Genomic DNA, 12,188 nt, shown 5'->3' on the forward strand with positions numbered 1-12,188 from the left:
CCCACCGCCTCGGTGACCTCCCGCACCCCGGCCATGACCTCCGCCGCCGGGTCGCCCGCGTCGCCCGACGGGAGCGCCAGCGACACCAGCACGCCGATGGGCCGGGCCGCCACGGCCGCCAGGTCGCTCAGCGCCGCCGCCGCGGCCCGGTAGCCGATCTCGCGGAACGACAGCCACTCGCGCCGGAAGTGCACCCCTTCCACGCTCATGTCGCACGAGAGCGCGATCCCGTTCCCCGCTACCACCGCGCAGTCGTCGCCCACCCCCACGCGCACGTCGGGGCGCGGCTCCCCGGGGTTCACGACGAGGCGCCGGATGAGGTCGAACTCCGCCCCGCGGGCGAGGGGAAGGCCGTCGGTGGAGGACACGGTCGGGTGTGAGGGTGCGAGGTGGGGGAGGTCAGGCGGAAGCGCCCGGGAGAGGATCGCCGAGGGCGCCTGCCTCGCCTGCCGTTCCCCCTCTCCCTGGCAGGCGGAGGAGGGGCCCGGGTGGGGAAAAGATACCGGTTCGGAGGCTCCCGGGCGAGGGGGGAGCGCACCGGACGGGCCACGCCGTCCACGCGTGGCCGCCCTGAAGCAGCGCGGAGGGAACCGCTCCGGACGAACCGGAGCGGCGCCCTGCGGAACGGCTCAGTACGCCGGCGGGTCCGACGCCGGGAACGACTCGATCGAGCCCTCCTCCACCGCGTCGTCCGCGACGCGGTCGCCGACCGGCACCTGGTTGGACGCGGCCTGGCCGCCGGAGATCGCCTCCGGCTCCTGCTTCCCCGAGATCAGCTGCCGCAGCACGAACTGAAGGATCCCGCCGTTGAGGTAGTACAGCACCTCCTGCGGCGTGTCGATGCGGATCAGCGCCCGGAACTCCTTCGCCTGGCCGTCCTCGCCGGTGGCGCGCACCGTCACCTCGCGGCCGCTGGCGAAGCGCGAGTCGATGGCGTCCTTGAGGCCCACCACGTCGAACGTCTCGCGGCCGGTGAGCCCGAGCGACTCCACGCTCTCCCCGGCGAGGAACTGCAGCGGGAGGATCCCCATTCCCACCAGGTTGGAGCGGTGGATGCGCTCGTAGCTCTCCGCGACCACGAACTTGATCCCCTGCAGGTACGGCCCCTTCGCCGCCCAGTCGCGCGACGAGCCCGAGCCGTACTCCTTCCCCGCCAGCACGCAGAGCGGCGTCCCGTCCTGAGCGTACCGCATGGCGGCGTCGTAGATCGTGGTGATCTCGTCCTCGGGGAAGTAGGTGGTCCAGCCGCCCTCCGTCCCCGGCGCAAGGCGGTTGCGGATCCGCACGTTGGCGAAGGTGCCGCGCACCATCACCTCGTGGTTGCCGCGCCGCGAGCCGTACGAGTTGAAGTTCCGGGGCTCCACCCCGTGCTCCACCAGGTAGCTCCCGGCCGGCGAGTCCTTCTTGATGCTCCCCGCGGGGGAGATGTGGTCCGTGGTCACCGAGTCGCCCAGGAGCGCCACGGCGCGGGCGCCGCGGATGTCCTCGGTGGTCCTCGGCGCCTCCTTCGCCATCCCCGCGAAGTAGGGCGGCTGGCGCACGTAGGTGGAGTCCTCCGCCCAGGCGAAGCGGTTCCCGGCGGGGATGTCCATCGACTTCCACCGCTCGTCGCCCTCGAACACGCTGGCGTAGCTCCGCTCGTACATGTCCGACTGGATCGCCGCGTGGATCGTCTCCTGCACCTCCTGCGACGTGGGCCAGATGTCCTTGAGGAAGACCGAGCGCCCGTCCTTCCCGGTGCCGATGGGCTCGTTGTACGGGTCCCAGTCGATCCGCCCGGCGATGGCGAAGGCCACCACCAGCGGGGGCGACATGAGGAAGTTGGCGCGCACGTCGGAGTTGATGCGCCCCTCGAAGTTGCGGTTCCCGGAAAGTACCGAGGCCGCCACGAGCCTGCGCTCCTGGACCTCCCGGGCGATCTCCTCCGGGAGCGGCCCGGAGTTGCCGATGCAGGTGGTGCAGCCGTAGCCCACCGTCTGGAAGCCGAGCTGGTCCAGGTACGGCTGCAGCCCGGACTTTTCGTAGTACTCCGTGACCACCTTGGAGCCGGGCGCCAGCGAGGTCTTCACCCACGGCTTCCGCTGCAGCCCGTGCTCCGCCGCCTTCTTCGCCAGCAGCCCCGCCGCGATCATCACCGCCGGGTTGGAGGTGTTGGTGCACGAGGTGATGGCCGCGATCACCACCGACCCGTGGTCGATGGCGCCTTCGTCGCTGTGCGGCGAGGCATCCGCCGCCGCTTGCGAGCCGGCTGCCGCGCCGGAGCCCTCGCCCCAGACACCGCTGGCCTTGTCGGCGCGGTTCTCCAGGCCGATGGCGGCCGCGTCCTTGACCGCGGCGGGCGGCGGCCACCCCTCCGGGACGAGCGACGGGAGCGCCTCGCGGAAGGCCTTCTTGACGTTGGAGAGCGGGATGCGGTCCTGCGGCCGCTTGGGGCCGGCCACGCTCGGCTCGACGGTGTTGAGATCCAGGGTGAGCGTGTCGGTGAAGACGGGCTCCGGGGAATCCTTGGTGTGGAAGAGCCCCTGCTCCTTCATGTAGGCCTCCACCAGCGCGATCCGCTCCTCCGGGCGGCCGGTGAAGCGGAGGTACTGCAGCGTCACCTCGTCCGGCGGGAAGATGGCGCAGGTGGCGCCGTACTCCGGGCTCATGTTGCCGATGGTGGCGCGGTCCGCCAGCGCCAGCGAGGCCACGCCGGGGCCGTAGAACTCCACGAACTTCCCCACCACCCCCTTCTTGCGCAGAAGCTCGGTGATGGTGAGCACCAGGTCGGTGGCCGTCGCCCCCTCCGGGAGCTCGCCCTCCAGCCGGAAGCCGATCACCTCGGGGATCAGCATGGAGATGGGCTGCCCCAGCATCGCCGCCTCCGCCTCGATTCCGCCCACGCCCCACGCCAGCACCCCCAGCCCGTTCACCATGGGGGTGTGCGAGTCCGTCCCCACGCACGTGTCCGGGTACGCCAGCGGCAGGCCGCCGTCGTCCGGGAGGTTCGGGTTCTCGTCCGTGGAGAACACCACGCGCGACAGGTACTCCAGGTTCACCTGGTGCACGATCCCGGTGTTGGGCGGCACCACCTTGAAGTTGTCGAAGGCCTGCTGCCCCCAGCGCAGGAACGCATAGCGCTCGGCGTTGCGCTGGTAGTCCAGCTCCACGTTCTTCTCGAACGCGTCCGCGGTGCCGAAGGCGTCCACCTGGATGGAGTGGTCGATCACCAGCTCCACCGGCTGCAGCGGGTTGATCCGGGCCGGGTCGCCGCCCAGCTCCGCCATGGCATCGCGCATGGCCGCCAGGTCAACCACGCAGGGGACGCCCGTGAAGTCCTGCAGCACGGTGCGTGCGGGGGTGTAGGCGATCTCCCGCTCCGGCCTCTCGGCCGGGTTCCAGCGCGCCATGGCCAGCACATCCTCGCGCGTGACGGAGACGCCGTCCTCGTGGCGGAGCAGGTTCTCCAGCAGGATCCGGAGCGAATAGGGGAGCCGGGACACGTCGATCCCCTCCCTTTCCAGCGCGTTCAGGCGGAAGATCCGGTACTCCCGGTCTCCCACGCGCAGCGTAGAGCGGGCGCCAAAGCTGTCGGTCATCGTGGTCTCCATTCTGAATCCGGTACGTGCGCGGGGGCGCCCGGGCCCGGGCGTCGCGCCGCTCCCGGACAGTTTAGCCGCCCGGCTGCGCGGCGGAAAGGCACGCCCGGCGGCGAAAGGGCAGCCTCGCCGCAAGTGTGGTTCCACGGGCGCGCGGGTGCGCCGCCGGGAGCGCGTCGCTATCTTTCATCCCTTCCAGGTCCGCGCCCCAGGGCGGGACGCAGCCACGCCATCTCGTGACCGGAGCCAGATGAGCCGGGAAGTGATCCTGATCGGCGACAAGGTGCTGATCAAGCCGGAAGAGAACGAGAAGACCCCGTCCGGCCTGTACCTGCCGCAGAGCGTGGCGGAGAAGGAGAAGGTGGGCGGCGGCTACGTGGTGAACGTGGGCCCCGGCTACCCCACCTCCGAGCCCGCCGGGGGCGACGGCGAGCCCTGGTCGCGCACCGCTTCGAAGACCGGGGTGCGCTACGTGCCGCTGCAGGCGTCCAAGGGCGACTATGCCATCTACCTCCGCCGCGAGGCCGTGGAGGTGGAGATCGACGACAGCGCCTACCTGATCGTCCCCCACGCCGCCATCCTCCTGCTGATCCGCGACCGGATCCCGCTTCCGTAGACGCTTCGCGCAGGGACGACGCACCGCGCCCGCACCGGCAGGTTCCGGTGCGGGCGCTTCGCGTTGCGCACTCCCGGACTCCCTACTCCCCGACCGGAGCCCTCCCCGCCGGCAGGTGCAGCCGGAACGTCGATCCAGCCCCGGGGGTGCTCTCCACCGTCACCTGCCCGCCGAGCAGCTCCTCGGCGATCCGCCTCGACACGCTGAGGCCCAGTCCGGAGCCCTCCACCTCGCGGCTGGCGCTCTGGCGCACCTGCCAGAACGGGTCGAAGATGCGCTCCAGGTCGTCCGCCGCGATCCCGATCCCCGTATCCTCCACCGATACCAGGGTCCCCTCCCCCGCCTCCTCCACCCGGACGCGGATCCCACCCTCGCGGGTGAACTTCAGCGCGTTGGACAGGATGTTGGCGAGCACCTGGCGGATCCGGGCCGGGTCGCTGAACAGGGGGAGCGCGTCGGGACCCTCCAGCGACAGCATGAGCCCCTTGGCCGCGGCACCCGGCGCGATCATGTCCGCCGCCTCGCGCGTGACCGCCACCAGGTCCATGGGCTCCGGGCGCGCCTCCGCCCGCCCGGCCTGGAGCTGCGAGAAGGTGAGGATCTCCTCCACCAGCGCAAGCTGGTGCCGGGCTGCGGCGCCGATCCGCTCCACGTGCTTGCGGTCGCCCTCGGGGACCGGCTCCGGAAGTCCCATCTCCAGCAGCTGCGCGTAGCCGAGGATGGCCGCGAGCGGCGTGCGCAGCTCGTGGCTCATCACGGCCAGGAAGTCGGTCTTGGCCCGGTTGGCCGCCTCCGCGTCCGCAGTGCGCACCTTGAGCTCCTCCACGGTGGCCTCCAGCTCCGCGGCCAGCGACTCGAGCTGCTCCTGCTGGCGGACGCGCTCGGTGACGTCGCGGGCGATCCCCGTGAAGAAGCGCCGCCCTCCCCGGGTGTACGCCCCGAAGCTGATCTCCAGCGCGATCTCGCGCCCGTCGCGGTGCAGCCCCGGCAGCTCGACCCCGTCCCAGGGGATCCGCCTCCGGCCCGTGGCGACGAAGTGCGCCATCCCCTGCTGGTGGGCTTCGCGCATCCGCTCCGGGATGAGCATGGACAGGCTCCGTCCGGCCAGCTCCTCCGGGCGGTAGCCGAAGATCCGTTCCACGGCCGGGTTGGCGTACTGGACGATGCTCTCCTCGTCGATGGCGAAGATCGCGTCCGAGGCGCTCTCGGCGTAGATTCGGAAGCGCTCCTCCGCTTCGCGGTGCGCGGCCTCCGCGGCCTCGCGCGCCTGGACCTGCTCCTGCGCCCGGTCGTAGAGCAGCGCGTTCTTTACGGCCATGGCAACGCGGTCGGCCACCACCTGCAGCAGGTACAGGTCGCGCGCGGTGAAGGTCCGCGGTGCGACCGTGCCCAGGTGCAGCACCCCCAGGAGGTCACCCTCCGCCAGGAGCGGCGCCACCATCATGGAGGAGAGCCGCTGCAGGCCGGGGCTTACGGTCTCGAACCGGGACACGTCGTCCACGATGACCGGCTGTCGGCGCGCCGCCACCGCCCCCGTGATCCCCTGGCCCACGGGGATCTCCACCGGGTGCTCCAGCTCCTCTTCGAGCCCGCTGGAGGCGCGTACCACCAGCGTGCTCCCCTCTTCCGAGCAAAGGAGGACGGTGGCCGCGTCCACGCCGAGGATCGCGCGGAGCCGGTCCAGCAGCTCCCGAAGAAGCTCCGGGAGCGTGAGGTGCGCCAGGATCGCCTCCGTGACGGCCTGCAGCGCGCGGAGGTGCTGGCGGACCTCCTCGGCGCTCAGCTCCGCCAGGATCTGGTCCGGCGCGGTCAGAGGAACCCGGAAACGTGGCTCGTCCGCGGCCTGGATCGTCATGCGTCGTCGTTACGGTGGCTCGTGCACCCGGCCGTCGGCCGGAACAAACGGAGCAGTTGCAAGATAGACGCCCGCCTGCCGCGCTTCCCGGAAGTCGACGCAAAACGGGGGCGCCCCCGCCGGAGCACCCCCGCCTGTAACTGGTTCCCTTTCGCACTCCCGCACTCACGCACTTCCGCACTCCGTCAGGCACACGCCTCGCACGTGGCCCGGAACTCCGGCGTCTCCACCTGGATCGTCATGTGGTGCAGCCCGAAGCGCTCGTGCAGCATCGCGTGCAGGGCGCTCAGGACCTCGCCGCCGGGACGGGCCCCCGCCCCGTCCCCCACCACCACGTGCGCGCTCATCGCGTCCATCCCGCTGGTGATGGTCCACACGTGCAGGTCGTGCACCTCCCCTACCCCGTCCACCTCCACCATCGCGGCGCGCACCGCCTCGACGTCGATGTGCCCCGGGGTCCCCTCCAGCAGGACCCCCACGCTCTCGCGCAGCAGGTGCCAGGACGAGTAGATCACCAGGATGCCGATCGCCACCGACACGGCCGGGTCCGCCCAGTACCACCCGAAGGCCCACACCAGCAGGCCGCCGGTGATGGCGCCCACGCTCCCCAGCGCGTCGGTGAGCAGGTGGAGCCAGGCTCCGCGCACGTTCAGGCTCTCGTCCTTGCCGCCGTGCAGCATCAGGAGCCCCACCACGTTCACCAGCAGGCCCCCGACGGCGATCGCCATCACCACCCCGCCCGCCACCGGCTGCGGCTCCCGGATGCGCTCCCACGCCTCCACGAAGATGAAGAGCGAGATGGCGATCAGGGTGGCCCCGTTCGCCAGCGCCGCCAGGATCTCCGTGCGGTAGTAGCCGTAGGTGCGCTGCGGGGTGGCCGGGCGCTGCGCGATCCAGATGGCGAAGAGCGAGAGCGCCAGCGCCCCCACGTCGGAGAGCATGTGTCCCGCGTCCGCCAGCAGCGCCAGCGAGTTGGCCCACCAGCCCCCCACCGCCTCCGCGACCATGTACGTGGCGGCCAGCGCCAGCGTGATCGTGAGGCGGCGGACGTTGCGCGCCCCGGCCGAGCCGTGCCCGTGGTGTCCGTGGCCGTGCGAGTGGCCGTGTCCGTGGTGGTGTCCCGCTCCCATATCGCTCCTCGAGTCCGTCCTCGCCTGGCCGGAATGAAAAAGCCCCCGCCCCCGGCCCGCAAGTGCGGTGCTCGTACGGACGGAGGCGTCGCCGCGCGCGGGCGTGGTGGTCGGGCCGGTCGCCTACCCCGCGAACCGCGTGGGAGAGTGCTGCGCCCGGCGCCAGCTCCACACCAGGATCGCCAGCCCGCCCAGGATCATCAGCACGCTCAGCGTCTGCCCCATGGTCAGCGGGCCCAGCACCGTCCCCAGCGGGTCGTCCGCGCTGCGGAACTGCGCGTCCGGCTGCCGGAATAGCTCCACGAAGCTGCGGAAGAGCCCGTACCCCACCAGGAAGATCCCGCCGAAGGTGCCGTCCGGGAGGCGGATCCCGCGACGGCGCGTCCAGGCGTACACCGCCCACAGGATGAGCCCCAACAGCAGCCCCTCGGTAAGGGCTTCGTAGAGCTGCGACGGGTGCCGGAGCGGCACCTGCTCGCGGACGGCCTCCCACGCCCCCGTCTCGTACGCGGCCTCGATGGCGCGCTCCCGCTCCCGCATGGGGAGTCCCTCCAGACGCAGGAGCCGGACCGCCGCCGGGTCCGTCGGGAAGCGCATCGCCCAGGGCACGTCCGGCTCGGCCACGCGGCCGTACAGCTCGCCGTTGACGAAGTTGGCGAGCCGGACGAAGAAGATCCCGAAGGGGACCGCCAGCGCCAGCCCGTCGCCCAGGTTGAAGAAGGGGATGCGGTGCTTCCGGGTGAACCACCAGGTGGCCAGGATCACCCCGAGCAGCCCCCCGTGGAAGGAGAGCCCGCCCTCCCAGATGCGGAAGATGCGCGCCGGGCTGGCCGCGAAGTCCGCGAAGTCGTAGAAGAGGATGTAGCCGAGGCGCCCCCCCAGGATCACCCCCAGCACCAGCGCGGTGATCAGGTCGCCCGCGGCGTCCGGCTCCATCCGCAGGAAGCCGGACTGCGCCAGGCGGCGCAGGATGACGTAGGCGACGAAGAACCCCGCCAGGTACCCGAGCCCGTACCAGCGGACGTCGATGGGGCCGGGGAGGTCCAGCGCCACCGGGTCGATCCGGGGGAACGGGACCTCCAGGAGGAGCGAGGCGAGCGCCGTGGCCGTCAACGGGAGCCGGGGAGAGGGTGGCCGGGGAGGGAGCGCGCGGGCGTCACTTCGCCTGCGCGCGCGCCTCCGCCTCCGCGAGGCGCATCTCGTACACGGAGCGCTGGAACGAGCCCTCCTCGGTGGTCCCCAGGAGCCGGCGGTACAGCTCCGCCGCCCCGGCGAAGTCGCCCGCCTGCTGCCGCAGGAGCGCCGCCCCCTCCAGCGCCTCCTGGCGCAGGTAGTCGAGCTGTGCCGCGTCCGCCACGCGCAGGTACGCGTCGATGGCGGCCTGCCGGTTCCCCGCCTGGTTGTGGGCCGCAGCCAGGAGGAGCCCCCCCTGCGCGCCCACGACGGTGCGCGGCCCCTCGCCCATCTCCTGCAGGACCGCGACCGCCTTGGCGGGCTCGTTGGCCTCCAGGTGCAGGCGCGCCTGCATCAGGCGGGCCTGGTCGGCCTCCACGGTGCCGCCGAAGCGCCGCGAGAAGTCGCCCAGGTCGCGGAGCGCCAGCGTGGCGTTTCCGGAGGCCACGGTCTGCTCCACTTGGGAGAGCTGGACCGCCGCGCGCTCCGCCCGCTGCTCGCGGTAGATGCGGTAGTAGAAGAGCCCGCCCACGACGATGAGCGCCGCCACCGACACCGCGATCACGATCTTCGCGTTCCGGCGCGCCCACTCGGAGAACTGGATGGCGCGCGCCATCACGATGTCGTCGTTGTCGGGGCCGCGGGAGGTGTTCCTGGTGCGGGAGGCGACGGACGGGGAAGCCATATGCCCTCGGTGTATCGGTGTATCGGCCGGCGTGCCGTGAAGGCGCCGCGCAGGCCGGGGAGATCGGGGTGTGGGGTCGCCGCGAGGTCTGCTGCGCGGACCCGGCGCCGGATACACGCGGGGGCCCCGGAAGGGTCCCGTGCAGCGGGGTGTCCCTGGCGCGAGAACAAACCAGAAAATTAGCCGTGGTGCGCGGTCGGTGTCAACCGCGGGCGGATGGCACGCGGTTGGCCGGGGGGAGCCCGCCGCCCGGGAACGCAAACGCCCGCAGGCGGCTGGCAGCCACCTGCGGGCGTCGTCTCCAGTGCCCTCGGCGCGACTCGAACGCGCGACCCCAGGATTAGGAATCCTGTGCTCTATCCGACTGAGCTACGAGGGCGGCCCCACGGGACAGGGTCCCGCGGAACGCCGAAATTTAGCGGATTCCGGGCCGAGGGTCAATCGCCGCCGCGGCGCCGCCCCTGCGCGTACCCCAGCGCGAAGCCGGTCACCAGCAGCTCCAGCGAGTCCGTCCCGCCGCCCCCGGCGAGCACCTCCTGCGGCCGCTCCCGAAGCGCGCGGGCGATCCGCTCCAGGCGGTCCGCGACCTCGGCCAGCGCGTCCGCGGCGTCCCCGGAGAGGGCGGCGCCGGCAGGCGCCGCTTCGGCCGCGGGGGCAGGCTCCTCCACCGCGTAGCCGGCCGCGGGCTCCAGCTCGGCCTCGGCGGAGGGCGCGTAGAGCGCCTCTTCCGCGGCGGCGTTCTCCGCCCCGGCGTAGTAGTCCTCCATCCCGGGGAGGGTGTCCTCCCCGGCCGGCGCGCCCTCCGTCACCGTCTCGGAGGCCGCGAACCCGACCGACCAGGCCTCCTCGCCCACGGACGGCTCCTCCTCGACGCTGAGGTCGCCCACGGCAGCGAACGGCTCGCCCGCATCCGCGGCCGGGGCGGCGGTCTCCTCCTCCTGGTGGCCCGCCCAGCTCATCCACGCGGGAGCGTCGTCCTCGCCCGCCGCGGGCGCGGAAGCCTCCGGCTCGTCCGCCGCGTCGGTGAGCCAGGGGAGGTCGTCCTCCGCGGTCTCGTCGGGGGCCTCGAACGCGGCAGGAGCCGCCGCCTCGCCGGCCGTCTGCGGCTCCTCCGAGGAGAGCCACGGCTCGTCCGCGGGCTCCGCCTCCGCCACAGGGGCGGCTTCCTCCTGCGGGGCGGCGTCCCAGGGAGCCCACGGCTCCTCGGCGGCGTCCTCCGCCTGCGGGGCAGGCTCCGGCTCGGCGGGCGGCGGAGCGTACGCGTACTCGTCCACCACGGTCGCGGTCTCCTCGGCGGGCGGACCGGCCGGAGCGGCGAAGTCCGCCGCCGGGGCGGGGCGCGCGAAGGGGGCGAACGGCGGGAGCGGCGCCGCAGCGGGCGTGCCGGTGCCCGCGTCGTCCGACGGGCGGGACACGGCCGGGCCGAACGGCGGGAAGGGCCGCCGGTCCGCGGCGGAATCTCCGGGATGTGCGCTCATCTGGCGTGTCCGGGGAGGGTGTGGACGAGGAACGGACGCGAAGGAGGGCGCGCGGGGCGCCCGGGAGGGCACGGGCGGAGCCGCAGGGCGCGCGGCCGGGAGGTGCGCGCCGGGAGATCGCTGCCGCTCGTGCCTGGGTGATGTGGGGCAAGGTACCGCGGGAGCGGGGCGGCTGTCAACCAGAACGGGCCGCGGGGCTCACCCCCCGCGGCCCGGCTCGCCCCGCTCTTCCCAGCCGAAGCGGCCCATGAGCGGTACGAAGGTGACGTCCAGCACCTCCTCCGTGCGGATCCCCTCGGGCGTCCGCCGCACCATCAGGAGCTGCTGTCCCTCCTTGGACCCGACCGGTACCAGCATCCGCCCCCCCGGGGCGAGCTGGTTCACCAGCGGCGCGGGGATCTCCGGACCGGCCGCGGACACGAGGATCGCGTCGTACGGGGCGTAGCGGCTCCAGCCGATGGTGCCGTCCCCCACCAGCAGGGCGACGTTGGAGAGGCGGAGCCGGTCCAGCACCTCCCGGGCGCGGATCGACAGCTCGCGGATCCGCTCCACCGAGTACACCCGGTCCACCAGGTGGGCCAGCACGGCCGTCTGGAAGCCGGAGCCGGTCCCGATCTCCAGCACCCGGTCGGTGGGGCCCAGCCCGAGCGCCTGCATGTAGAACGCCTGCAGCGAGGGCTGCGACGCCGTCTGCCCGAAGCCGATGGGCACGGGGGCGTCCTCGTAGGCGCGGTGCCACACCGCCTCGGGGAGGAACTCGTGCCGGGGGACCGTGTCGAAGGCGCGCAGCACCTCCAGGTCGCGGATCCCGCGCTCCTGCATCTTCCCGATCAGGGCGCGCCGCTGCGCGATGAAGCGGTCGGCGCTCACGTGCCCAGTCCCCAGGAGGCCACGTCCTCCAGTAGGGCGTGGTTGGTGAGGTCCAGGTGCAGCGGGGTCACGGACACGTAGCCGGCGCTCACCGCGTGGAAGTCGGTGCCCTCCGGCGCGTCCCACTCCGCCCCGCCCCCGCCGATCCAGTAGTAGTCCCGACCCATGGGATCCTTGCCGCGGACGATGGAGTCGTTGTAGACGCGCCGCGCCAGGCGCGTGACGCGCACCCCCTTCACCTCCGCCGCGTCGATTGCCGGGAGGTTCACGTTGAGCAGCGTCTCGCGCGGGAAGTCGCCGCGCGCGAGGAGCTTCGGGAGCAGCCGCTCCAGCAGGGGCCCGTAGCCGCGGATCCGCTCCGGGTCGCGCCCCACGTACGACACCGCCACCGCCGGGATCCCCAGGATGGTGGCCTCCATGGCGCCCGCGACGGTGCCGGAGTACAGCACGTCCTCCCCCATGTTGGGCCCGTGGTTCACCCCGGAGAGCACGTAGTCCGGCTTCTGCTCCAGCAGCGCCCCCACCGCCAGCGCCACACAGTCCGTGGGCGTCCCGTCCACGTGCCGCACCCCCTCGCGCACCCGCCTCGCCCGCAGCGGGTGGTGCATGGTGAGTGAGTGGCTGGTGGCGCTCTGCTCGCGGTCCGGTGCCACGATCTGCACCGTGCCCAGGCACTTCGCGGCGGTCGCGAGCACCTCCAGCCCGAGCGCCAGGTAGCCGTCGTCGTTCGTGCAGAGAATCAGCATCGTTTCAGGACTGCGGTTTTGGGCGGGAGGGGCCCCCTCCCCCGGCCCCTCCCCCGC

10 protein-coding genes and 1 tRNA gene are annotated in these 12,188 nt (G+C 72.7%); 1 reads left to right on the forward strand and 10 read right to left on the reverse strand.

From position 1 onward, the window contains the following. Together VGR37_00350 and acnA are read right to left on the reverse strand one after the other, a co-directional pair. On the reverse strand, window positions 1-368 hold a 368-nt coding region (locus tag VGR37_00350; GenBank protein HEV2145844.1), incomplete at its 3' end, for an AIR synthase related protein. 261 nt (window positions 369-629) lie between these two features. Next, complete coding sequence (gene acnA, locus VGR37_00355) at window positions 630-3,578, reverse strand: aconitate hydratase AcnA (protein ID HEV2145845.1); 2,949 nt, start codon at window positions 3,576-3,578, stop codon at window positions 630-632. 250 nt (window positions 3,579-3,828) lie between these two features. Here acnA and VGR37_00360 point away from each other — a divergent pair, with 250 nt between their 5' ends. Beyond that, window positions 3,829-4,194, forward strand: coding sequence for a co-chaperone GroES family protein (locus VGR37_00360; GenBank protein ID HEV2145846.1), 366 nt, complete (start codon window positions 3,829-3,831; stop codon window positions 4,192-4,194). A gap of 82 nt (window positions 4,195-4,276) precedes the next feature. On the opposite strand, the gene VGR37_00365 is transcribed toward VGR37_00360, so the two are convergent. The 8 genes from VGR37_00365 to surE all read right to left on the reverse strand — a co-directional run bounded on the left by VGR37_00365 (window position 4,277) and on the right by surE (window position 12,131). After that, window positions 4,277-6,049: an ATP-binding protein gene (locus tag VGR37_00365; protein HEV2145847.1), complete on the reverse strand. Its 1,773-nt coding sequence runs from the start codon at window positions 6,047-6,049 to the stop codon at window positions 4,277-4,279. Between the two features lie 185 nt (window positions 6,050-6,234). Further along, window positions 6,235-7,179, reverse strand: coding sequence for a cation diffusion facilitator family transporter (locus VGR37_00370; GenBank protein HEV2145848.1), 945 nt, complete (start codon window positions 7,177-7,179; stop codon window positions 6,235-6,237). Window positions 7,180-7,302: 123 nt separating this feature from the next. Next, complete coding sequence (gene lgt, locus VGR37_00375; protein ID HEV2145849.1) at window positions 7,303-8,292, reverse strand: prolipoprotein diacylglyceryl transferase; 990 nt, start codon at window positions 8,290-8,292, stop codon at window positions 7,303-7,305. Between the two features lie 43 nt (window positions 8,293-8,335). After that, a complete protein-coding gene (locus VGR37_00380; protein ID HEV2145850.1) occupies window positions 8,336-9,037 on the reverse strand; it encodes a tetratricopeptide repeat protein in 702 nt (233 codons plus the stop codon). Window positions 9,038-9,342: 305 nt separating this feature from the next. Next, window positions 9,343-9,416, reverse strand: a tRNA-Arg gene (locus VGR37_00385). A gap of 58 nt (window positions 9,417-9,474) precedes the next feature. Then, the gene (locus VGR37_00390; protein HEV2145851.1) at window positions 9,475-10,515 is read right to left on the reverse strand and encodes a hypothetical protein; all 1,041 of its coding nucleotides are present in this window, start codon (window positions 10,513-10,515) and stop codon (window positions 9,475-9,477) included. 198 nt (window positions 10,516-10,713) lie between these two features. Next, window positions 10,714-11,385, reverse strand: a complete 672-nt coding sequence (locus VGR37_00395) for a protein-L-isoaspartate(D-aspartate) O-methyltransferase (protein HEV2145852.1) — start codon at window positions 11,383-11,385, stop codon at window positions 10,714-10,716. Then, entirely contained in the window at window positions 11,382-12,131 is a 750-nt protein-coding gene (surE, locus tag VGR37_00400; protein ID HEV2145853.1) for a 5'/3'-nucleotidase SurE, read from the reverse strand. The genes VGR37_00395 and surE overlap by 4 nt, the downstream gene beginning before the upstream one ends. Window positions 12,132-12,188 lie beyond the last annotated feature (57 nt).

It is taken from the genome of Longimicrobiaceae bacterium, from assembly GCA_035936415.1.
Classification (GTDB): domain Bacteria; phylum Gemmatimonadota; class Gemmatimonadetes; order Longimicrobiales; family Longimicrobiaceae; genus JAFAYN01.

Coding starts and splice junctions, on each gene's coding strand:
- VGR37_00390 (HEV2145851.1), bottom strand. CDS start 10,515: ATGAGCGCACATCCCGGAGATTCCGCCGCGGACCGGCGGCCCTTCCCG.
- VGR37_00365 (HEV2145847.1), bottom strand. CDS start 6,049: ATGACGATCCAGGCCGCGGACGAGCCACGTTTCCGGGTTCCTCTGACC.
- VGR37_00370 (HEV2145848.1), bottom strand. CDS start 7,179: ATGGGAGCGGGACACCACCACGGACACGGCCACTCGCACGGCCACGGA.
- surE (HEV2145853.1), bottom strand. CDS start 12,131: ATGCTGATTCTCTGCACGAACGACGACGGCTACCTGGCGCTCGGGCTG.
- VGR37_00380 (HEV2145850.1), bottom strand. CDS start 9,037: ATGGCTTCCCCGTCCGTCGCCTCCCGCACCAGGAACACCTCCCGCGGC.
- acnA (HEV2145845.1), bottom strand. CDS start 3,578: ATGACCGACAGCTTTGGCGCCCGCTCTACGCTGCGCGTGGGAGACCGG.
- VGR37_00360 (HEV2145846.1), top strand. CDS start 3,829: ATGAGCCGGGAAGTGATCCTGATCGGCGACAAGGTGCTGATCAAGCCG.